Source organism: Marinobacter alkalisoli (genome assembly GCF_045449795.1).
In the GTDB taxonomy this organism is placed as follows: Bacteria; Pseudomonadota; Gammaproteobacteria; order Pseudomonadales; family Oleiphilaceae; genus Marinobacter.
The window spans coordinates 77,506-99,387 of sequence record NZ_JBJJLB010000041.1 but is presented as its reverse complement, the minus strand read 5'-3'; the positions used below and the strand labels follow the sequence as shown (position 1 = coordinate 99,387).

Below are 21,882 nucleotides of genomic sequence, written 5' to 3'. Positions count from 1 at the left end.
GTCTGACGGGCGGATGTCATCAGTCTGGGTGTTGCAGCGGTCGCTCATCCTGTGAGTACGCCCTGCAATCGGTTTTTGGAGACGGATTTTCCTGGCCCGACTGCCGCTCTCGGGCAGCGTAAAGGGGCGGATCCGTTGCTTCTGGCGAGCGATTATACAATACCACAGTAAAATAGTCAGGTATTAAATTGGACTCGTGGTGATTATACCTTAATCGGCCCTTGGGGCACTAAGGGGCTGGCAATCGGGGTAATAGTCTGGTCGTTTTTAGAACTTAATTGGTCGGGGCGAGGGCTCCGGGATGGAAATCTGACCGGGTATTTTGCCTCAACGGAAACTCCATTCCTTGATCCTGCTCAAAGGTCGTATTGATTGTTTTCGGCTAACATGTGTACGCTGTTTGTTATTGGCATATCGGGCCAGAGCCCAGGTTAGGAGGAACAACGAATGTCATCAGAGCCTCTGAGGACGGAGGTAGCGCGGGCGCCGCTCAGCTCAAGAGTGAGTTCGCTGATCAGCGTGCAGCTGACACGCGGTAAGGTGGGGGTTGAGGCGGTGGCCTCGCAGCTGCATATGAGCCGCTATACCTTGCACAAGAAACTGAAGAGAGAGGGGCTGACTTTTGCTCGTCTGCTGGAGGACGTTCGCCGCAAACAGGCGTTGTCTTATATGCAGGACAAAACCAAGCCGCTGGTGGAGATTGCCGAGCAGCTTGGATTCTCGGAACTGAGTGCATTCAGCCGGGCGTTCAAGCGCTGGATGGGCACTTCCCCGGCTGAATACCGCTCAATCAGGTTTTCTTGAACACCAGTGTGCCGTTGGTGCCACCAAAGCCGAAGCTGTTGCTCATGACCAGGTCGAGATTCTGGTTATCCATGCGTTCCCGCACGATGGGATAGCCTTCAGCACCAGCGTCCAGGTTCTGGATGTTGGCGGATGGGGCAATAAATCCTTCCCGTTGCATGATCAGGCTGTAAATGGCCTCATGTACGCCCGCGGCACCCAGGGCATGTCCACACAGGGGCTTGGTGGAACTCAGCGGTGGGATCTTGTCGCCGAAGATTTCTTTCAGGGCTTTCAGCTCGGTCACGTCACCGGCAGGGGTGCTGGTGCCATGGGTATTTACGTAGCTGATTTCGCCTTCCAGGTTTTTCATGGCCTGTTTCATGCAGCGCACAGCACCTTCACCGCTCGGAGCAACCATGTCGGCGCCGTCAGAGGTGGCGCCGAATCCGACGATTTCAGCCAGGATGTTGGCACCGCGTGCTTCCGCGTGCTCAAGGGCCTCCAGGGCCAGAACTCCGCCACCACCGGATATGACGAAGCCGTCCCGGTCCGTATCGTAGGTGCGGGAAGCCAGTTCCGGGGTGTCGTTGTATTTGGTGGACAGTGCTCCCATGGCATCAAACAGCAGGCTCAGGGTCCAGTGGATATCCTCACCGCCGCCGGCAAACATGACGTCTTGGCGGCCGAGAGCGATCAGATCCGCTGCGTGGCCAATGGCGTGCGCGCTGGTGGCACAGGCGGAGGTAATGCCATAGTTGATGCCGCGGATACCAAAGCCTGTCGCGATGGAGGCGTTGATGGCGCTGCCCATGGTGCGCGGCACCCGATAGGGGCCGACACGGCGGAGACCACGGTCACGATGGGTATCGATGGCATCCAGCAGTTCAACCGTAGAGGCGCCACCCTGACCAAAAATGATACCGGTGGTATCGGCCTTGATGTGCTCGTCGGTCAGTCCCGACTGTTCAATGGCCTCCTGCATTGCCAGGTAGGTGTAGCCGGAAGCCGGGCACATGAAGCGCCATAACTTGCGGTCGATCAGTTCCGGCAGGTTGAGATTGATCTGGCCACAGACATGGCTGCGCAGGCCATTGTCCCGCGCTTCTTCACTGAAGCCTATGCCGGGAAGGGATTCCTTCAGGGATCGGGTCACTTCTTTCTGATTGGTACCTAGGCTGGAAACAATGCCCATGCCGGTAATGACAACGCGACGCATCTGGTTAGCTCCTAAAAATCATCGGTCGAGGTGAACATGCCAACCCGGAGGTCCTTGGCAGTGTAGATTTCACGGCCGTCCACTTCCATCCGGCCATCGGCAATCGCCATGGTCAGTTTGCGCCTGATCACGCGTTTGAGATCCAGGCGGTAGGTTACCTTTTTGGCGCTGGGTAGCACCTGACCGGTAAATTTCACTTCACCAGCGCCGAGAGCGCGTCCCTTGCCTTCACCTCCACCCCAGGCGAGGAAGAAACCGACCAACTGCCACATGGCGTCCAGTCCCAGACATCCGGGCATAACGGGATCGTCGACAAAGTGCACCTTAAAGAACCAGAGGTCCGGGTTGATGTCGAGTTCGGCTACCAGGCTACCCTTGCCATACAGGCCATCATCGTCTGCGATATGCGTGACGCGGTCGAACATCAGCATTTCATCAATGGGCAGCCGCATGGAGCCTGGGAAGAGTTTGCCGTGGCCGCATTTGATCAGCTCTTCTTTATCAAAATGATCCGGGGACATAGTGCCGTTATCTCTGTTACAGAATGGTTTACTGATACTTTAGCTGTTATTTCGAGAGTCGCTATTGACCTTTAGTGGATGATTTCCGGAAAAAGGATCAGGCGTTTCGGGTGACGTTGACCGTCATCAACGACCGTTGGGGGCGCCACTGTTACTTTGGGTGAAACGCTGAGATAAGCGGTCGATTTGGGAGGGAAAGCCTATGTCCGGTGAGTGTCATGATATTCATGGTGATATCCAGTGTGATGGTGACCGGATCTGTGTGAGATTGCATCGAGAGATTGAGCACTCGCCCGAATCCGTCTGGAGGATGTTGACGGATTCTGTCTGCCTGAGTCAGTGGCTGGCCCCCGGGATTCTTGAACAGGAGGAAGGTGGGCGAATCAAGCTGGACTTTGGCAACAGCGGCACTCCAATTGATTGTCGTATCAAGGTGTTCGAACCGAACCGGCTGCTTTCCTATTCGTGGAGTGCCGGAGATGATCCGGAAAGGCCGCTGACCTGGGAGCTGAGGGAGCGTCACGGAGGTACGCAGTTGAGCCTTACTCTGTTATTGCCCAACGACCACCTTGTGGCCATTTCCTGCGCTGGCTGGGATGCCCACCTGGAAATGTTGATGGCAGCGCTGGAAGGCATCAGCATTCATTTTCCAGCCGCCCGTTTCCGGGAGGCCAGAGCGGTATTTGCAGAGCAGTTGAAGCAAAAGCTGGTTGCCTGAACAACGACAGCCTTGTCTTTAAAGTAATAAACGGGCCTCTTCGGAGGCCCGTTATTTTTGGGGTTCTATACGGACGAAACTATCAGCCGGGGCGACCGTCCGGCCTGGGACTGGTGAGTATTCCAGTGTACTGGATCAGAAAAATGCCATAGGCAACAAACCACAGGGCTGTACTACTGCCAATGCCCGGGTGCCATGGGATGATGCTGAAAGCTGTCAGAACGCGCACCACCGCAGCCAGATGGATGGCAATGAACGCGATCACCATGCCTTTCGGCAACACCAGCGGTCGCCCGGTATGCCCGAGGGAGACCCGCGCGATAACGCCGAGAATCAGGCCGCCCACGGCCCCGGTGCCGGCGGCATGGGTCCAGGCTGCGGTGGGCCAGTCGGCGAGGATGGAGCCGGCGAGCAGGACAAAGGCAACGGGAACCCAAAGTATGGACAGGTGCAGAATCCAGAGCAGCGGTTCTTTGCGGAGCAGCCAACCTTTCCATCCGGCCAGGCGAACCAGGGTCAAGGTGGCGGCTGTGATGGCGAGAATGGCCGTGATGGTTTGCCAGCCCGTGACCAGCGAAACCAGGAGGAGGGCAATGTTGACAAGCGTTGCCACGTCCAGAGCCGGCACCGTCTTGATTATAGAGCCATCCAGTCCTCGCTGGCGGAGCCATCCGGCAGAGAAGGCGGGGGTAATGCGGCCACCAATGACGCTGATAAGAGCCAACGTAACAATCAACCCACCGTAGCTGAAGGTAGGGTCCAGCCGACTGACGAAACCGATTTGCATAAGCCATAACAAGCCGAGAACGACCAGGATCATCAGTTGCCGTTTCTGCCTGGCCCGCCAGATGCGCCATCCGGCATCCACCATAACCAGCGGCAGAAACGCCAGGTTGACTCCTTGCACCAGCCAACCGGGCAGGTCTGCGCCAAAGGCCAGTAATAAGCGGCCCGCCAGCCAGACGCCCCAGAGCAATGCCAGTCGAATGCCATGGGTACGTTCGGTTTGAGTCCACACGCAGACCGCCGTGAGAAGGAAGCCGGCGATGGCTGCGGAAAGGAATCCAAACAGCATTTCGTGTTGGTGCCAGAACAGCCCCGGCATGGCCAGCGGCAGTTGAATGGTTCCACTGACCTGCAGTACCCAAACAGGAATGGCGAGCAGTGCCAGTACCGTCATTGACAGGAAGAAGATGCGGAAGGGGTAACCGAAAAGCTGGCTGACCCTGCAGATCCGGGCGGGGGCGGGCGTTGAAGTGGCCTGCATGGCGATGGCTCCACTGATGGTGCGTTTATAAGATATATTTTATCTGAATGTTATTGTGAAAGGATATACCCTGTTGGCGGTATCTTTGCGTACAATGCCGCTATCACTTTGATTGACAATGGAATGAACTATGAGTGCCTATCTGATCCTGAAGCACATTCATATGACTACGGCGTATCTCACCGTTGTTCTGTTCGCTTTGCGGCTGTTGCTGGACGCCGTGGGCAAGCCTGACTGGCGACAAACTCCTTTGCGGTGGATTCCTCACGCCAACGACACGGTTTTGCTGGTAGCCGCGATCAGTCTGCTGTTTGTCACCCCCTGGATGCCGTTTGTCCACGGCTGGCTGACGGCAAAGATTTTCCTGTTGGTGGGCTACATTGTGGCGGGCGTGTTCGCAATGAAGCAGACCGCAAGTCTGACAGTCCGGTTGGTGGCATCGGTTCTGGCACTGGTGCAGGTCATGGCCATTTTCCATCTGGCCATGACCAAACCGTTCTGAAGCACTGTTCTGAGGTAAGGTAATCCGGGGCTAGCGGCCCCCGGACTTTTCGGACACCTGGTCGGTCAACTCCTTCAGTTGTTCCTGCACTGCCCGCAACTGGCGGGCAATTTCATCCCGCTCGTCATGGGCCTGCTGTGCCTGCTCGGCGTTCTGTTCCTCGCTCATGACTTCCAGAATGGCGCCGATCATCATGTTCAGGAAGACAAAGGCCGTCAGGAAGATAAACGTCAGGTAGTAAATCCAGCTGAGCGGGTACTGTTCCATGGTTGCGTACATAACATCGGTCCAGTCCTCAAACGTGGCCACGCGAAACAGGGTAAGCATGGCAATGGCCACATCGCCCCACAAGTTCTCATCGACCTTGGCAAAGAACATCGAGCCCATGGCTGCATAGATGTAAAAGATGATGAACATCAGCAGGGCGATGTAGCCCATGCGGGGAATGGCCTTGAGCAGGGAGTTGATCAGGAAGCGCAACTCCGGCACCACCGATACCAGCCGCAATACCCGGAACACCCTCAGCAAACGTCCCAGCAACACGGCCTCGGAGTTATCCAGCGGGATCAGGCTGCCAATAACGACCAGGGTGTCGAACAGATTCCAGCCGTCGAAGAGAAAGCGTTTCTTGTCATTGCACACGCCAAAACGAAAGAGGATCTCAATCAGGAAGAACAGGGTTATGGCGTTATCCAGAACGCTGAGACTCTGCTCGACCCAGGACGGCACATCATAGGTTTTTGCGCCGATGGTGAGCGCCGACAGGATGATGATGGCGATAACCACGCCCTGAAACAGTTTGCTGGACTCAATACGGCGCAGTTGCTCGAAACCGGATGTGGTGCTTAATTCTGACGACATGGCAATCAACGGCTCCAGTTAATTCGCAGGGGCCAGAATTCTAAAGGGCTGGGGAGCGATTGGGTAGCTCGAATTTTATTCAGACGCTGCCGAGCAGGATCTGCCATTGGTCATCAGTGACCGGCATAACGGACAGCCGGTTGCCCCGCTTGATCAGCGGCAGGTCGTCCAGCCCCGCCAGGGTCTTGATTTCATCCAGAGGCAGCAGCCGTGGAAGTTTCTGTAGATACGCCATGTCGACTGCCTGCCAGCGCGGCTTGTCTGGTGTGCTTTTCGGATCGTGGTAGGGCGAATCCGGGTCAAACTGCGTGGGGTCCGGGTAGGCTGACCGGACCACCTTGACGATACCTGCGATGCCGATATGTTTGCAGCTGGAGTGGTAGATGAAAACCTCATCTCCCTCTGCCATATCCGTCAGAAAATTCCGGGCCTGATAGTTGCGTACACCATCCCAGGGGATGGTCTGGTTCGCTGCTTTTGTAAAGTCATCAATGCTGCATTCTGACGGTTCGGTTTTTACCAGCCATTTGGCCATCAGGATCTCCTTCTATCGGCGATGCCCAGTATAACCGAGAACGGTTTCCCCGGCAGGCGCCAGGGAAACCGTGAATGCCTGTCTCAGCAAGGAGACGGCGCATTCTTTCTGGCGTAGAACCACCAGGTGACCACCAGACAGCTCGCATAGAAGGCAACAAATGCCAGCAATGCAGCAGAGACCCCTCCGGTGAGGTCAATGGAGGTACCGTAGGATTTGGGGATAAAGAAGCCGCCGTAAGCCGCAAAGGCGGAGATGAAGCCCAGCACCGCAGCGGACTCGCGATTGGCCGCTTTGTTGGCTTCCTCGGGCTTGTCCGGTTGCTCTTTCATCAGCAGGTTTCTGAAGATCACCGGTACCATGCGGAAGGTGGAGCCGTTACCTATCCCAGTGGCCACAAAAAGCACCAGGAAGCAGCCAAAGAAGCCCCAGAAGCTCCCATCATTGAGGTCGTTTGGCAGGAATGACATCACCCCGAAGACGCCAGCAATCATGACCGCAAAGGTCCAGAGCGTTACCCTCGCTCCGCCAAGCTTGTCCGCCAGCATGCCGCCCACCGGGCGTGCCAGAGCGCCAACCAGCGGGCCCAGGAACGCGTACTTGACCGGATCCACATTGGGAAATTGCATGCCGGACAGCAGGGGGAAACCGGCAGCAAAGCCGATGAAACTGCCGAACATGCCCAGATACAACCAGCACATCAGCCAGTTATCCTTACGCCTGAAGATCACAGCCTGTTCACGGAAGCTCGCTTTGGCGTCGGCAATGTCATTCATGCCGAACCAGGCTGCAACCGACGCGATGATGATCAGGGGCACCCAGAGGAAGGCAGCGTTTTGCAGCCACAGGGGCTCACCAGCCTGGGCGCCTTCCTGAATGATCAGCGGGTCCCCTACCATGGGGCCAAATGCGCTGGTTGCGATCACCAGAGGAGCCAGCAATTGCATGCCGGATACCCCGAGGTTGCCAAGACCTGCATTCAGGCCCATGGCGCCGCCCTTCTGCGACTGGGGGAAGAAAAAGCTGATGTTGGCCATACTGGACGCAAAGTTACCGCCGCCAAAACCACAGAGCAGGGCCAGGATCAGCATGATCAGGTAAGGCGTATCGGTATTCTGCACCGCCATGCCAATCCACAGGCAAGGCAGCAGTAAGGAGGCAGTGGAGATGGCCGTCCAGCGACGCCCCCCGAAGATGGGAACCATGAAACTGTAGAAAATCCGCAATGTGGCGCCAGACAGCGCCGGTAGTGCTGCCAGCCAGAACAGTTGGTTGGAACTGTAGGTGAAGCCCAGGCTTGGCATTTTCACCACCAGGATGCTCCAGATGGTCCACACGGCAAAGGCCAGGAACAGGTTGGGGATAGAGATCCACAGGTTGCGGGTGGCGATCTTCTTGCCCTTGGTTTCCCAGAAGGTCTTGTCCTCCGGTTTCCATTCCTCCAGAACGAAGGCATTGGGGGTGGATAGCTCCGGCAGGTCGGTCTTTTCTTCACGCGCACGCCACTCAACCCGTTCGGCCGAACGGATGGAATAGTGCATCCAGGCCAGGGCGCCGGCAACAATCACGAACAACAGCATGAAGCTGCTCTGCCAGATGCCGATGACATCGTTGAGCATGCCGAAGGTCAGTGGCAGGAAAAAACCACCGAGCCCGCCGATCATGCCGACAACACCGCCAACCGCACCCACGCTGTTGGGGTAGTAAGCCGGGATATGCTTGAACACCGCTGCTTTGCCCAGAGACATGAAAAAGCCGAGCACGAAGGTCAGCAGAATAAAGCCGATCAGGTTCAGCTCAAGGCTGAAGCTGATGGTGCTCTCGATGCCCTGAATCTGGTACTCCGTGGGTGGATAGCTGAGCAGAAAGGTGCAGACGGTCGAGGCAATAAAGGTCCAGTACATGACCCGCCGTGCGCCGTAGCGGTCGGACATCCAGCCACCCAGAATGCGGAACAGGGAGGCGGGTATGGTGTAAAGCGCTGCCACGAAGCCGGCGGTTTTGATGTCCAGCCCATAGACCTGGATCAGGTAATGCGGAAGCCACAAGGCGAGTGCAACGAAGGCCCCGAACACAAAAAAGTAGTAAAGCGAGAAGCGCCATACCCGCAGGTCTTTAAGCGGGCTAAGCTGCTGGAAAAACGACTGGGCACGACGTGCCGCGCGCTGTGAGGCCAGTGGGTCTTCGCGGGCTATCAGTGGAAAGACAACGCCCATAATCGCCAGTATCGCAGCATAGATCTGGGCGGTGTACTCCCACCCGAATGCCACCAGCAGGAAAGGTGCGCCGAAGTTGGTTATCGCCGCACCCACGTTGCCGGCGCCGAAAATGCCCAGCGCGGTGCCCTGTTTTCCAGGCTCAAACCAGGCCGAGGTGTAGGTCACCCCGACAATGAAAGCGCCGCCGGCCAGGCCGACACCAAGAGCGCCCGCCAACAACATGTTGTAGCTGGTGGCCAGGGTGAGGGCGTAAACGCAAGCTGCGGTCACCAGCATCAACACACTGAATACCAGGCGTCCGCCAAAGCGATCCGTCCAGATGCCCAGGAACAGCCGGCTGATAGAGCCGGTCAGGATCGGGGTGGCCATCAGCAGGCCAAGCTGGGTATCGCTGAGCCCGAATTCCTGCTTCAGCCTGATGCCAATGATGGAAAAGATCGTCCATACGGCAAAACACAGGGTGAACGCCAGGGTAGATAGCCCCAGAGCCCTGTTCTGGTCCCTGCGGGTGGCGACGGTTGTGTCCATAATGCACTCCAAATCATGGATATTGGGATATGGAGTGACTGTAATCGCCGCGTGTGGCCTGAAAATTGAGCAATATCAAGGCGAGGTTTGTTGAAAAAGTCAGTTGCGGGAAATGACCTTTATGTTGCCAGGTAAGTCTGAAAATTTAATTTAAAACAAAGGGTTGGTGGTTGTAGCCCTAAAGGGGTAGGTGGCTCGGCTGGCCGGGGCATAAGGGGTAGTCAGTTGTTCCGCCCCGAAATCGGAGCGGGGCGCATCAGGTGGCATAAGGCAGAACGCCGAAATAAACAGCACTGAAATGCAGTGCGCTGCCGCCTATCACGAACAGGTGCCAGACGGCGTGCATGTAGGGGATACGGTCGGCCAGGTAAAAAATAACGCCGGCAGTGTAGGCCACCCCTCCGGCTATGGTCAGGTACAGAGCTGTTTCGCTCAGGCTGGCTGCCAGATCTGATGAGGCAACGGTAATCAGCCAGCCCATCGCAACGTAGATGCCCACCCTCGCCAGTTTGAAGCGGTTCCTGAAAATAATCTTGAGCACGACGCCGGTGATCGCCAGGGACCAGATAATCGCGAACAGCGTCCAGCCCGTGGTGCCGCGCATGTTGACCAGCAGAAACGGCGTGTAGGTGCCTGCGATCAGCAGAAAGATAGCGCAGTGATCCAATGTCTTGAACACGGCCCTCAACTTCGGATGGCGGACACCGTGATACAGCGCTGAGGCCATGTACAGCATGATCAGTGACGCCCCGAATATACTGAAGCTGACAATCTTCCAGACGTCTCCCAACTGACTGGCGGCGACGATCAATACCACGGTTCCGATAACGCTGAGAATCGCGCCAAGTCCGTGGGTGGCGCTGTTCAGCCACTCCTCAATCTGGTGATGGATGGTTTGCACGGTTTCCGGGGTTTTCATTGCTTTGGGGTCCAGGTCAGTCATGGCTGCTACGGTACTTCAGCGTACAAGTGTACGCAACGACTAAAGTATGACGGTTGCATGAAGTCGTTCAGATTTACTGAATGAAAGTGAGAAAATCTTTCGGTTTGTCCCCCTGTGAATGCGAGTTAGTCTAGCTGCATCAATTAACTGCAGATGCAGGGGAGCTAAAATCATGGCGAAAATTCTTGTTCTTTATTATTCAATGTACGGTCATATCGAAACCATGGCGAACACCGTGGCCGAAGGTGCCAGGGGTGTCGAGGGTGCGGAAGTCACTATCAAGCGGGTATCCGAAACCATGGCCGACCAGGCATTTCGGAGTGCTGGCGGTAAAGCCGATCAGGGCGCCCCGGTGGCCGATCCCAGAGAGTTGGCGGAATACGATGCGGTGATTTTCGGTACGCCAACCCGTTTTGGCAACATGGCGGGCCAGATGCGCACCTTCCTGGACCAGACCGGTGGTCTGTGGGCCGAGGGCAGGCTTCACGGCAAGGTTGCGAGTGTGTTTACCTCGACCGGTACCGGCGGCGGCCAGGAGCACACCATCAGCTCCTTCTGGACCACCCTGGCGCACCACGGCATGGTCATCGTGCCGCTGGGTTACGGTATTCCGGAATTCTTTGACATTTCAGAAGTAAACGGGGGCACGCCCTACGGCGCTTCGACCATTGCCGGTGGTGACGGTTCCCGCCAGCCCAGCGAAAAGGAGTTGGCCATTGCCCGTTACCAGGGCAAGCACGTCGCTGAGCTTGCGGTGAAATTGCACGGTTAATAGCGCCGTTCCTGAAGGGGCAGAGCCATTGCGGCCTGCCCCATTTTTTTGTTTCCGAAGGCCAGAGCCGGGGATTATTCCGGTTGCGTCCGCAGCGCGCTCTTGATTCGTGAGAACGTGGCCGGTACGACCCCCAACCATGATGCCAACTGGTTGTCAGGGACCCGCTTTACCAGTTCCGGATATTCCTCCAGAAGTAACACGAAGCGCTCCCGGGCGGACATGGTCTGCTTGCGGAACTCACGCATACTGGTGAGCTCCGCCAGTTCCTCGGTCAGCGCCAGGGCGAAACTGCTCCATACCCCGTCACCCTGCTTTTGCAGGGCGGAGCGGAATGCGGCGAAGTCCGCCACCCAAAGGGTTGCAGGGGTTACAGCGGTCAGGCACAGGGTATTGCGGGCAGTCCGGCTGCGGCCAAACACCGGCCAGACCATATCTCCCTCGGTAAAGAAGTGGTGCACTGCTGTCTTGCCACTCGGCGCTTCCCGGAACAGCCGTAGTATGCCGTACTGAACTAGGTACACATGCTCCCAGGGCGCGTCGTGCCGTTCCAGCGGGTGTTCTGTGTCGACCCTGCGTTGATGAAACAGGCCGGACAGATCGTTCAGGAACAGGTGGTCAGGGGTTGTCGGATCGTTATTCAGATGAATGCCGAAAACCCGGCTGAGGCTGTTAACCAGCGCCTGCTGGGTTCCAGCCGTTGGCTGATCGATGATGTCCGGATTCTGGTCTCCCAGATAGCAGGGCGCAGATGATAGGGTTGAGCCGGTTTGCACTGTCATTACCTGTGAACTCTTTTCCGGTCAGTAAGCCTGCAGTATTCCAGTAAGTAAAACGCAGGTTAAATGACTTAAATCATTAAGGGTTATAGGGTGAATCAATAAAAGCGTAGTTGTGGCTGTAGTGTTAGACTTCGCGGTTTGAATCCACGCCCAGTCTTTCCGTCCGGAGCTCCCATGGCAGCGGCACTGGCCCTTTTCTATAAACTGCTTCCCCTTTATATCACCGTCGCGTTCGGGTGGGTCGCCGGCCGGTACCTCGAAGCCAGTGGCAAACACATTGCCGGGATCATGCTCTACATTGTCACCCCCTCGGTGGTGTTTTCCGGCGTCATGGCCGCGCCGCTGTCAGCGGAGGTCATCCTGCTGCCATTCCTGACGTTTGGCCTGTGTACGGTCATCGGGGTGGGACATCTCTGGGTCGCGAGGCGCTTTATCACCGATGGCAGCGCCAGCCTCATGCCTCTGTCAGTTGGGACCGGAAACACCGGTTATTTTGGCATTCCGGTGGCCCTTTTACTGTTCGGGCAGGAGGGGTTGGCGCTGTATATCGTGTGCATGCTTGGCACCACGCTGTTCGAGAATTCGGTGGGCTTCTATCTTGCCGCCCGGGGGCGGTACAGCCTGAAAGATGCCCTGATACGAGTGGCAAGACTTCCCTCGGTGTACGCGTTCCTGCTGGCGATTGTGCTGAACCTGTCCGGAGTTTCGATTCCGGATGTGTTTACCCCGCTGTTTGATAACCTGCGTGGCGCCTACAGCATTCTGGGCATGATGATCATCGGTATGGGCATCCTCAGTTTCCGCGGACTGGCCGGAAACCTTCGCTTTACCGGCCTGGCGTTCCTGGGCAAGTTCGTGACCTGGCCGGTGGTGGCGCTGTTGTTCTGGTGGCTGGATGCCAACCTGTTCGGCGTGTATGACCTGGCGGTCTACCAGGCCATCTTCCTCATTTCGATCACGCCAATTGCCGCCAATACCGTGGTGATTGCCACTCTGCTGGACACCGCGCCGAGACAGGCGGCGGGCACCGCGCTGCTCAGCACGCTGTTTGCGTTGGCGTTTATTCCTGTGATGGTGGCGTTGGTGATGCCGTAAACGTCCCGGAGGAGCGTGCGTTTTGTGCTCCCCGGATATCATCACGGGCATGGCGAATCACGCTGATGCCCGAGGTGATGGCCAGGCCGCCCATCACCGCTGCCACCGCCAGGTCCGGCCAGGCGGTACCGGTGCCGAAGACCCCCAGAGCTGCCACCATCACCGCCATATTGCCGATGGCGTCGTTACGGCTGCACAGCCACACCGAGCGCATGTCGGAATCGCCTTCCCGGAACTTGAACAGTATGATCGCGACGCCCACGTTGGCCGCCAGAGCGAGTAAGCCGACGGCCCCCATGGTCAGCGGTTCCGGCGTGATGCCGCTTTGCGCAACCCAGGCAGCCCGCCCCAGCACGGCGATGCCGAACACGGTCATGGTAACCCCTTTCACCATAGCGGCCCGGCCCCGCCAGAGCATGCCCATAGAGAGCACGGACAGCGACAACAGATAGTTGGCGCTGTCGCCGAAGAAGTCGATGGCATCGGCCATCAGGGAAACCGAGCCGGACTGCAGGCTGGCAACGCCTTCCACCAGGAACATGCCCAGGTTGACCCACAGGGCAATCCACAAGGCTTTGCGAAAGCCAGGAGCGGGGGACTTTGGTTCGGGAGCTGAACAACTACACGCCATGAATACCTCCTTTGTCAGAATGTATTCATTAAAAACCCTGTAGTAACTACAGAGTCAACGGATGCCTTGCGGAAAAGTTTCAGCGCGTTCCCGGGGTGTGGTGATGAGTGCCAGGAATGTGATTGTGGTTGGCGGCTGGCGCTTCCCGGGCGGATTCTGAGGTCAGGCCACCGAGAATACCGCATTCACTGACCGTGCGGCCTTCCGAACAGGCTTTCTGGAGCCGTTCGAGGGTGTCTTCCAGACTGGCCAGCTCCCGCAGGCGCTCGCGCACATGGCTGAGGTGGCGGTCCAGCAGCGCATCCACTTCGCTACAGTCGGCGTCCGGCTGATCGGCCAGGCGAATCAGTTCCCGGATTTCGTCCTGCGCCATGTCCAGATTGCGGCAACGCCTGATGAAAAGCAGGCGGTCGAGGTGGCTTTGCCGGTAGTGCCGATAACCGCTGGCCTGCCGCTCCGGCTCCGGCACCAGCCCGATCTTCTCATAGTAGCGGATGGTTTCCACCGGAATGCCAGTCGTTTTTGAGATTTCACCGATTTTCATGGCACGGACCCTGGCGGATGATGGAGCTATTGTGGATAGGGGTAGCCATTGCGGTCAAACCGCAAATCCCTGAAGGCAAAGCCATAGGGGCCGGAGTACCCCGGCACCAGTCGCCACTCGTTGTTACGTCCGAAACGGATGGCATTGATCATTACGGTGAAATCCAGACGCCACTCGCCATCCTCCTGCAGGAAAAAGTACGGTGAACAGGTGCGGGCCTTGATGGGGTAGCGCAGAACGGCGCGATTGTCCTGGTGAAACAGTTTCTCAGGCTGGCAATTTCGGAGGCTTTTCGCCACGTTGTCCATCTGCGCCGGTGTCATCACCCTCTGGCCCAGCATCTCACGGGTCTGCCTGGAATAGATCGACAGCCGCGGATTGTTGTTGCGGTCTTCCATCGCCCGCCGGTAGCGATCCAGGACGTCTCGGGGGGACGCCTCCCCGCTCAGCGCCACATCATCATCCCGTCGCGAGGCTGTCCCTTCGCCAATCCTGGCGTCCACCCGGGCGCCGCCACCACCGGAAGAGGCCTCCTGACCTCCGGAGAATGAATCCAGGCCATTGGCCGCATCGTTGGCACGGGTGATGAGCAGTTCCGTGGTAGCCAGGATGCCGTCGGCAACCCGGTCGGCGGCGAAAAACTCTGTCATCTGGCTGTGCTCAACGTAGAAGACAAATGCGTCTGTGTAAGTAGGCTCCAAGGCGTAGCTGACTTCCAGGCGAACCTGGTTGCTCTGGGCGTCAATCACCAATAAAAGGCCGCGCCCGTTGTCACTGGCCGCCCCTATATTGCCGTCGCGAAAGTAGTTCACGGCAAACTGATTGATGTCGTCAATGCCCCGTGCAATCAGGATCCGGTAGTCAATATCGTGATCGGTCAGCAGATAATCGTGGAAGCGAGTGATCCGGTCACGTTCTTCCGGACTCAGCAGGTTGATGTGGTCCGTTACCCGGGGAACGGTCGCCAGGCGGTCGTTAGCTTGATAGGCAATCGCCAGCACGACGGCTGCAAACAATCCCAGCATCACCAGCAGGCGTACCCGTCCTGCTTGCCGGTTAAGGGAGACGTCTTTCCGGGCATACATCACTGGAACTCCACCGGTAATCCTTGCAGATAGTTGTTGTCCATTGGGCATTATTACCGAAAATATCGAATAGTCGCCACCAACCGGTTCGCGAAAACCGGAGTCACATCATTCTCCGGACCGGGGCAATGTCACGCGGGCAATCAGCCCTTGTGCTGGCGGAGAGGTGAACTGCAGGGTGCCACCATAGCCAGCCAGAATGTCCCTGACGATCGCCAGCCCCAAGCCATGCCCCGGCGTCTGTTCGTCCAGTCGTAAGCCCCGGGTCCCGAGGGTATCGAGTTTTTCCGGCGCGACACCGGGGCCATCGTCACGGACGTCCAGGGTCAGTTGGGCGTCATCCTGGCCCAGGTGCAGGGATACCTGGTGTGCGGCCCACTTGCCTGCGTTATCCAGCAGGTTGCCCAGAATCTCATTCAGGTCGTGCTCTTCGACTGGCCAGCGGGTTTCCGGCCCCAGTTCAGTTTCCAGTTCGAAGTTCTTGTCGGGGTAGAGCCGGCCCAGCATCCATAGCAGGTCGCGGGCCTGGCTGACCGGTTGCGCGGCCTTGCCTGCCTGGGGGCCAGCGAACCGGCTGCGTCGCATTTCGCTTTCCAGTTGACGGTCGATGTCGGACAGCCGTTGGGCGAGCTGTTGTCGCATTTCCGGGTCCAGGGCCCGGGTGTCGTCCTCCAGGACCTGGCGAATGGCGGACACCGGTGTCTTCACGCTGTGGGAGAGGTTGGCCAGGGCTTCCCGGGATCGGGCCAGCCTCTGGTCCAGGGTGTCCAGAAGCTGGTTCAACTGGCTGATCAGGGGCTGGAACTCCGCCGGGGCGTCCACATCCAGCCGGTCGCTTGCGCCGGTTTGCAGGGCGGTCAGACCATGCTGAAGCCGGGTGACGGAGCGCAGGGATAACCGAATGGCCAGCCAGATGGCCAGTATCAACAGCGCCAGAAGTATGGCGGAGACTATACCGGTCCACAGGTGCAACTCCTGCTGGCTGTGCTGAAGGTTTGTCAGGTCTTCCGCCACCACGATCACGACCGGTTCCCCGTTCAGTGTCAGGGCCTTGCGGTAGGCCAGAAAATCGGCGATGGAATTACTGGATTCCGGATTGGTTTTACGGACAAAACCGGTATCTGTCTCGTTCAGCAAGGGTTCGAGAGCCCCGGACCATTGGGCCGGGGAGCTGTGAATCTGGCTGCCTGTGCGCAGGGCAAACGCGTGGTGGAAGACTTCTTCAAAATAGTCACCCTCGGCAATGTCACGGATTTCTTCTGAGCCGGACTGCCGCAACTGGTGTTCCAGGAAGGACACTTCGTCCTGTAGCCGGTCTTCAACGAATCCGCGGGCCATGCGCTCCAGCAACAGGCCATGAACGATCCAGGCCACAACCATTAATGCAATGGCGGCGGGCAGCAACAGGGTGAGCAGGCTTTTACGGATGGAGCGCCGGGGGTCAATCCAATGCATTGAAGATGTACCCCTGGCCCCGGCGGGTGGTGATGGCTTCCGCCCCGGTGATTTTCCGTAGCCGGCGCACATAGGCCTCGATGGTGTTGTCGCTGGGACTGTCGTTGAGGTTGTAAAGCTGCTCCAGCAACTGTTCCTTGGAGAACAGCTGGCCCGGGCGGCTCATCAGGCAACGCAGCAGGCGAAACTCGGTTCCGGTCAGGGAGTGCTCCTGGCCGTCCGGTGTCTGCAGGCATTGGCGGTACTCATCCAATTCAAAACCACCGGCAGTCAGCTTTGCCTCCACCCGACCCTCACTACGTCGAATCAGGGCGTTCAGCCGTGCCAGCAGTTCCTCGGTCTGAAAGGGTTTGGCCAGGTAATCATCGGCTCCGGCCTTGAGGCCGTTCACCTTGTCCTGCCAGTCACCCCTTGCGGTCAGGATCAGCACCGGCATGGTCAGTTTGTCGGCTCGCCAGCTTTTGAGCACATCCAGCCCGTTGCCGTCGGGCAGACCCAGGTCCAGCACCACTGCCCGGTAGTTTTCCTGTTTGCCGAGTTGTTCTGCCTGTCTTGAGGTACCAGCTTCATCGACGGTAAAACCGGCGGCAGTCAGTTGCCTGTTCAGGCTATCGGCAATGAGGGTGTCGTCTTCCACCAGAAGCAATCGCATGGGCATTCCTGCGTTTCGGAGTCGATTGAAGTGTAGGGCTGTTTGCTGAATGTAACCTGAAAAAGTGCTCATCGGAAAATTCAGCAAGGATTCAGGTTGCTGGGGCAGAGTAGGGCTCAACTTTCAAAGATCAACTCATTCCGGGAGATACCGATGAATCCGATCCTCAAGAATACTCTGTTGCCCGCCATTGCTCTGGCGCTCTCTTCGGGCGTTTACGCTGCCGGTAACCACGGCGGGCATCATGGTGGTGACGCCGTAGGCGAGCCCGGCAAGGCCGAGAACGTGTCCCGCACCATCGATGTGACCATGCTGGACAACTACTACGAGCCCGAGTCCATCTCCGTGAAGCCCGGCGAGACCATCCGCTTCCGCGTGACAAACGACGGCGCCCTGGTGCATGAGTTCAATATCGGTACCGCAGACATGCACGAGGCCCACCAGGAAGAAATGCAGATGATGGTGGAGCATGGCGTCATCAAAGGTGATCACATAGACCACGACATGATGGAAATGTACATGGGTGATGGCCATTCCATGAAACACGACGACCCCAACAGCGTGCTGATGGAGCCGGGTGAGACCCAAGAGATTATCTGGACGTTCGCTGAAGCTGCCGATCTTGAGTTTGCCTGTAACGTGCCCGGGCACTATCAGGCAGGCATGTACGGCGACATTGAGTTTGAGGCAACGGTTGCCGCTAAAGAGCGCACCCGAGGTGAGGCTGAAAGCGAGTCTGTGCAATGAACAAATGTATTCTGGCTGCCGTCCTTGCCGGCTTGATGCCGTTTCAGGTATTCGCCGGCGAGTACGATATTTCCGTTGATCGGGTCCAGATTGATACCGGCGATTTCGTCAAGGAAGGCATTGGTTACAACGGTGCTTCCCCGGGGCCGGTATTGCGGTTCAGGGAAGGGGAAGAGGTGACCATCAATGTCACCAATAACCTGGACGAGATGACCTCCATTCACTGGCATGGCCTGATTCTGCCCTTTAAGCAGGATGGTGTGCCGGGTATCAGCTTCCCCGGCATCAAGCCCGGAGAAACCTTTACCTACAAGTTCCCTATCGTCCAGAACGGTACCTATTGGTTCCACAGCCATTCCGGATTTCAGGAACCCAACGGCGCTTATGGCGCTATTGTGATCGAGCCCGAGGGCCGTGAACCCTTTCGATATGACCGGGAATACGTGGTGCAGCTCACCGATAAGCACCCTCATTCCGGCGACCGCATCATGCGTAACCTGAAAATGTCCGCCGATTACTACAACCGGCAGCAGCAAACCGTGGGAGACTTCTTCGCCGAATCTGGTGAAAAAGGCTTTATGGCAACCCTGAAGGACCGGATGATGTGGGGCGATATGCGCATGATGAAGGCGGATATCGAAGACGTGCAGGGCTTCACCGGGCTAATCAACGGCAAGGGGCCGGAGCAGAACTGGACCGGGTTGTTCAAGCCGGGTGAGCGAATTCGCCTGCGCTTTATCAACTCCTCCGCCATGACCTATTTTGACGTTCGCATTCCCGGGTTGGAAATGACCGTGGTTCAGGCCGATGGCAACAATGTGCAGCCGGTGAATGTGGATGAGTTCCGCATTGGCGTGGCGGAAACCTACGATGTGATCGTTCGCATCAAGGATGAGAAAGCCTACACCATCTTTGCCGAATCCATGGGCCGTTCTGGCTACGCCCGAGGCACTCTGGCGCCTGCGGATGGTATGACGGCGGAGGTACCGGAGCTGCGTGAAGCCCAGTTGCTGACCATGGCCGACATGGCCGGGCACATGGACCATGGCGGTATGGATCATGGTGATATGGCTGACACGGATCATGGTGACATGAGCCAAAGTGATATGGCGGGCATGAATCACGGTGATATGGGCAAGGATTCCAAAATGGATCATAGCGCCATGGGCCATGGCAGTATGAATTCGGGCGATGGGGAGGCCCTTCCGGAAGACTCCTTCTATGCCGAGGGCAGCGGGCTGATGCCCACGGCAAGCAATGGCGGCAAGTTTCTCTCCTACGCAGACCTGAAAGCCCAGAACCCGCTGTACGAGGATAGAGAGCCGACTCGGGAAATTGAACTCCGCCTTACCGGAAACATGGAGCGTTATGAGTGGAGCATCAACGGCACCAAGTACGAGGATGCCGACCCCATCGTGCTGCAGTACGGCGAGCGGGTTCGCTTCAAATTCGTCAACGAGACCATGATGACCCACCCGATGCATCTGCACGGCATGTGGTCGATCCTCGACGTGGGTGAAGGTAAGTGGAACCCACTGAAACACGTCATCAGCGTTGCGCCCGCCACCACGGTGTATATGGAAACCGAAGTAGACGCGCCGGGTGAGTGGGCTTTCCACTGCCACCTGGCTTACCACGCGGCTTCCGGCATGTTCCGCAAGATAGTGGTAGAAGGCGGTCCGGACAGCACCGTGGCTGAAGGCGAGCAAAGCGGACAACAGGGAGGTGAATCATGAGTCGTCTGACGATATCCATGTGTGGCCTGTCCCTGGCGGTGGCTACACTGGCAACCCCCGTGGTTGCTCAGGAAGATCCGGCCAAGAAAACCCAGACCGCCAAGACCTTCTGGGGCGTGTCTGCCGAAAAGTTCGAGTACCGCTATAGCGATTCAGACGAGGAGTTGGCGGTTGTAGAGGCTGATGCCTTCTATGGCACCGATGAGTTGAAATTCCGCTGGCTGTTCGAGGGCGAGTGGGAAGAAGCCCACAATGCCTGGGAAACCCTGGAAAACCAGTTTGTTGCCCAGACTCCGGTTAGTGACTTCTGGGACGCTAAGGCGGGTATCCGCATAGACACCCCCGAAGGCCCTGACCGGGTTCACGGTGTGCTCGGACTCACCGGGTTGGCTCCTTACTGGTTCGAGGTGGACACCAATCTTTATGTCAGCGATGAAGGGGACGCTTCGGTGGACCTTGAGGCTGAGTACGAATTGCTGATCACCAACTATTGGATCGTGTCGGCTACGTTTGAGGGTTTGCTGGCGTTTTCGGAGGACAGGGAGATTGGAGTAGGCAAGGGGCTGAACTCCACCGAGGTGGGTCTGCGTCTGAGCTATGATCTGATCGATCGGTCTTTCTCTCCCTACATTGGCGTGGTTCACGAGCGCAAATACCGTGATACGGCGGATTTTGCCAGAGATTCCGGTGGCAGCACCGAAGACTGGTTTGCTGTCGCAGGCGCCAGACTTTCTTTCTGATCCTGCAGCTATAAAGGGCCGGGATACTCCATTCCGGCTCTGACGTCCTTTAGTTGATGCAAGTCAAAAGCCCGATGAATGTCGGCTTGGCCTCCCGTATTTTCAGCCGTAGTTCAGTTTCGGGTGTTGTGATGCAAGCAAGACATCGGAAGCTGGCCGGAGGTTGAATGAGCTGGGAACAGGACAGAACCACGCGCTATCAGGAAGGCAGCCTCACCCTGCCTGGAACGGTTATGCTGGGCACCGGCGTCATGATTGGCGCCGGTATCTTTGCGCTGACCGGTCAGATGGCGGAGATGACCGGCGTGCTTTTCCCGCTGGCCTTTCTGGCCGCTGCCGTGATTGTCAGCTTCAGCGCGTATTCCTACATCAAGATCTCCAATGCGTACCCCTCTGCGGGCGGCATTGGCATGTACCTGCACAAGGCCTATGGAAACCGGTTACCAACGGCGTTTAATGCCTTGTTGATGTACTTTTCCATGGTGATCGCCCAGAGTTTTCTCGCCCGGACCTTCGGCTCCTACACCATGCAGCTTTTCGGCGGTGACGAAAGCGGTCGGATGGTACCTATTCTCGGGGTTTCACTGATTCTGGCAGCCTTTCTCATCAATCTGCTGGGCAACCGAATGATTCAGGGCGTGGCTTCCTTCATCGGAATCCTGAAAATCGTGGGCATACTGAGTTTCGGGCTGGTGGGGGTCTGGATCGCTGACAGCCTTTCTGTCGACTTCTCGAGCCCTGGAGAGGCCGGAACAATGGGCAATTTCCTGGGTGCAACCGCGCTCGGCATTCTGGCCTTCAAGGGCTTCACGACCATTACCAACAGTGGCTCCGAAGTATTAAACCCCAAGCGGAACGTAGGGCGCGCGATCATTATTTCCATTGCGGCCTGCGTGGTGATCTATACGCTGGTAGGTTTTGCGGTCGCCAGCAATCTTTCTCTGGCGGAAATCATCGAAACTCAGGATTACTCCCTTGCGGCCGCGGCACGCCCGGCACTGGGCGATTACGGTGTCTGGTTCACGGTCGCCATCGCCATGATGGCCACGGCAGGTGGCATTCTGGCCAGCATTTTTGCGGTCTCGCGCATGCTGGCCATGCTGACGGAAATGAAACTGGTTCCCCACAGTCATTTCGGCATGCCGGGCAGCATCCAGAAGCACACGCTGGTCTACACTGTAGTCTTGGGGCTGATCCTGACCGCATTCTTTGATCTCTCCCGCATCGCGGCGCTGGGCATTGTGTTCTACCTGATTATGGACATTGCCATCCACTGGGGCGTGCTTCGCTATTTGCGCGAAGATGTGCAGGCCAAAGCGTGGGTGCCAGCCATGGCCATTCTGCTGGATTTGCTCGTCCTTGGCGGCTTTGTCTGGGTCAAGTTGAACACCGATCCGTTTGTCATCGGCGTAGCGGTCGTAGCGATGATCGTTATCGCAGTCGCAGAGCAGGTTTTCCTGAAAAAGTCCCAGAATACGGGGCACTCAGGACATGGCGAATCTCATGCTCATGATCATCATTAATCAGCGTTCGAGCTGGAGGGCAGT

The 21,882-nt window shown here is 57.4% G+C and carries 22 protein-coding genes; 9 read left to right on the top strand and 13 right to left on the bottom strand.

Annotation, left to right across the window (positions count from 1 at the left end; genetic code table 11):
- Positions 1-447: 447 nt before the first annotated feature.
- Positions 448-804: a helix-turn-helix transcriptional regulator gene (locus ACJO3M_RS16955; RefSeq protein ID WP_407002570.1), complete on the top strand. Its 357-nt coding sequence runs from the start codon at positions 448-450 to the stop codon at positions 802-804.
- Here the strand turns inward: ACJO3M_RS16955 and fabB are convergent.
- On the bottom strand, positions 791-2,002 hold the full coding sequence (fabB, locus tag ACJO3M_RS16950; protein ID WP_407002569.1) for a beta-ketoacyl-ACP synthase I: 1,212 nt from the start codon (positions 2,000-2,002) through the stop codon (positions 791-793). The genes ACJO3M_RS16955 and fabB overlap by 14 nt on opposite strands.
- Before the next feature lie 11 nt (positions 2,003-2,013).
- The gene (fabA, locus tag ACJO3M_RS16945; protein ID WP_407002568.1) at positions 2,014-2,523 is read right to left on the bottom strand and encodes a bifunctional 3-hydroxydecanoyl-ACP dehydratase/trans-2-decenoyl-ACP isomerase; all 510 of its coding nucleotides are present in this window, start codon (positions 2,521-2,523) and stop codon (positions 2,014-2,016) included.
- Positions 2,524-2,725: 202 nt separating this feature from the next.
- Here fabA and ACJO3M_RS16940 point away from each other — a divergent pair, with 202 nt between their 5' ends.
- Positions 2,726-3,241: an SRPBCC family protein gene (locus tag ACJO3M_RS16940; RefSeq protein ID WP_407002567.1), complete on the top strand. Its 516-nt coding sequence runs from the start codon at positions 2,726-2,728 to the stop codon at positions 3,239-3,241.
- Between the two features lie 82 nt (positions 3,242-3,323).
- Here the strand turns inward: ACJO3M_RS16940 and ACJO3M_RS16935 are convergent, their stop codons facing one another.
- Positions 3,324-4,508: an NnrS family protein gene (locus ACJO3M_RS16935; protein WP_407002566.1), complete on the bottom strand. Its 1,185-nt coding sequence runs from the start codon at positions 4,506-4,508 to the stop codon at positions 3,324-3,326.
- A gap of 130 nt (positions 4,509-4,638) precedes the next feature.
- Here ACJO3M_RS16935 and ACJO3M_RS16930 point away from each other — a divergent pair, with 130 nt between their 5' ends.
- Positions 4,639-5,010: a SirB2 family protein gene (locus tag ACJO3M_RS16930; protein WP_407002565.1), complete on the top strand. Its 372-nt coding sequence runs from the start codon at positions 4,639-4,641 to the stop codon at positions 5,008-5,010.
- 30 nt (positions 5,011-5,040) lie between these two features.
- On the opposite strand, the gene ACJO3M_RS16925 is transcribed toward ACJO3M_RS16930, so the two are convergent.
- The 4 genes from ACJO3M_RS16925 to trhA form a co-directional block, all read right to left on the bottom strand.
- Positions 5,041-5,871 carry an ion transporter gene (locus ACJO3M_RS16925; protein WP_407002564.1) on the bottom strand — a complete coding sequence of 277 codons (831 nt, stop codon included), beginning with the start codon at positions 5,869-5,871 and terminating at the stop codon, positions 5,041-5,043.
- A 79-nt stretch (positions 5,872-5,950) separates the two neighbouring features.
- Entirely contained in the window at positions 5,951-6,406 is a 456-nt protein-coding gene (locus ACJO3M_RS16920; protein WP_407002563.1) for an EVE domain-containing protein, read from the bottom strand.
- An 83-nt stretch (positions 6,407-6,489) separates the two neighbouring features.
- On the bottom strand, positions 6,490-9,153 hold the full coding sequence (locus ACJO3M_RS16915) for a nitrate/nitrite transporter (protein WP_407002562.1): 2,664 nt from the start codon (positions 9,151-9,153) through the stop codon (positions 6,490-6,492).
- Positions 9,154-9,409: 256 nt separating this feature from the next.
- Complete coding sequence (gene trhA, locus ACJO3M_RS16910) at positions 9,410-10,096, bottom strand: PAQR family membrane homeostasis protein TrhA (protein WP_407002561.1); 687 nt, start codon at positions 10,094-10,096, stop codon at positions 9,410-9,412.
- 172 nt (positions 10,097-10,268) lie between these two features.
- Here trhA and wrbA point away from each other — a divergent pair, with 172 nt between their 5' ends.
- The gene (gene wrbA, locus ACJO3M_RS16905) at positions 10,269-10,868 is read left to right on the top strand and encodes an NAD(P)H:quinone oxidoreductase (protein WP_406987462.1); all 600 of its coding nucleotides are present in this window, start codon (positions 10,269-10,271) and stop codon (positions 10,866-10,868) included.
- Between the two features lie 74 nt (positions 10,869-10,942).
- Here the strand turns inward: wrbA and ACJO3M_RS16900 are convergent, their stop codons facing one another.
- The gene (locus ACJO3M_RS16900; RefSeq protein ID WP_407002560.1) at positions 10,943-11,650 is read right to left on the bottom strand and encodes a Crp/Fnr family transcriptional regulator; all 708 of its coding nucleotides are present in this window, start codon (positions 11,648-11,650) and stop codon (positions 10,943-10,945) included.
- 174 nt (positions 11,651-11,824) lie between these two features.
- On the opposite strand from ACJO3M_RS16900, the gene ACJO3M_RS16895 reads away from it, so the two are divergent.
- Complete coding sequence (locus tag ACJO3M_RS16895) at positions 11,825-12,745, top strand: AEC family transporter (RefSeq protein ID WP_407002559.1); 921 nt, start codon at positions 11,825-11,827, stop codon at positions 12,743-12,745.
- Here ACJO3M_RS16895 and ACJO3M_RS16890 read toward each other — a convergent pair.
- The 5 genes from ACJO3M_RS16890 to ACJO3M_RS16870 all read right to left on the bottom strand — a co-directional run bounded on the left by ACJO3M_RS16890 (position 12,711) and on the right by ACJO3M_RS16870 (position 17,112).
- Complete coding sequence (locus ACJO3M_RS16890; RefSeq protein ID WP_407002558.1) at positions 12,711-13,376, bottom strand: cation efflux transmembrane domain-containing protein; 666 nt, start codon at positions 13,374-13,376, stop codon at positions 12,711-12,713. The genes ACJO3M_RS16895 and ACJO3M_RS16890 overlap by 35 nt on opposite strands.
- Before the next feature lie 79 nt (positions 13,377-13,455).
- Complete coding sequence (gene cadR, locus ACJO3M_RS16885; RefSeq protein ID WP_407002557.1) at positions 13,456-13,920, bottom strand: Cd(II)/Pb(II)-responsive transcriptional regulator; 465 nt, start codon at positions 13,918-13,920, stop codon at positions 13,456-13,458.
- A 26-nt stretch (positions 13,921-13,946) separates the two neighbouring features.
- Complete coding sequence (locus ACJO3M_RS16880; RefSeq protein WP_407002556.1) at positions 13,947-15,005, bottom strand: TPM domain-containing protein; 1,059 nt, start codon at positions 15,003-15,005, stop codon at positions 13,947-13,949.
- A 108-nt stretch (positions 15,006-15,113) separates the two neighbouring features.
- Positions 15,114-16,460 (bottom strand): ATP-binding protein, encoded by a 1,347-nt coding sequence (locus ACJO3M_RS16875; protein WP_407002555.1) that lies wholly within the window; start codon positions 16,458-16,460, stop codon positions 15,114-15,116.
- On the bottom strand, positions 16,447-17,112 hold the full coding sequence (locus ACJO3M_RS16870; RefSeq protein WP_407002554.1) for a response regulator transcription factor: 666 nt from the start codon (positions 17,110-17,112) through the stop codon (positions 16,447-16,449). Before ACJO3M_RS16870 ends, ACJO3M_RS16875 begins: the two co-directional genes overlap by 14 nt.
- Before the next feature lie 153 nt (positions 17,113-17,265).
- Between ACJO3M_RS16870 and ACJO3M_RS16865 the strand changes: the two genes are divergently transcribed.
- From ACJO3M_RS16865 to ACJO3M_RS16850, 4 genes are all read left to right on the top strand, one after another.
- Complete coding sequence (locus ACJO3M_RS16865; protein ID WP_407002553.1) at positions 17,266-17,859, top strand: cupredoxin domain-containing protein; 594 nt, start codon at positions 17,266-17,268, stop codon at positions 17,857-17,859.
- Positions 17,856-19,595: a copper resistance system multicopper oxidase gene (locus ACJO3M_RS16860; RefSeq protein ID WP_407002552.1), complete on the top strand. Its 1,740-nt coding sequence runs from the start codon at positions 17,856-17,858 to the stop codon at positions 19,593-19,595. The genes ACJO3M_RS16865 and ACJO3M_RS16860 overlap by 4 nt, the downstream gene beginning before the upstream one ends.
- Positions 19,592-20,335: a copper resistance protein B gene (locus tag ACJO3M_RS16855; RefSeq protein WP_407002551.1), complete on the top strand. Its 744-nt coding sequence runs from the start codon at positions 19,592-19,594 to the stop codon at positions 20,333-20,335. The genes ACJO3M_RS16860 and ACJO3M_RS16855 overlap by 4 nt, the downstream gene beginning before the upstream one ends.
- Positions 20,336-20,502: 167 nt before the next feature.
- Positions 20,503-21,858 (top strand): APC family permease, encoded by a 1,356-nt coding sequence (locus tag ACJO3M_RS16850; protein WP_407002550.1) that lies wholly within the window; start codon positions 20,503-20,505, stop codon positions 21,856-21,858.
- Positions 21,859-21,882: the final 24 nt, after the last annotated feature.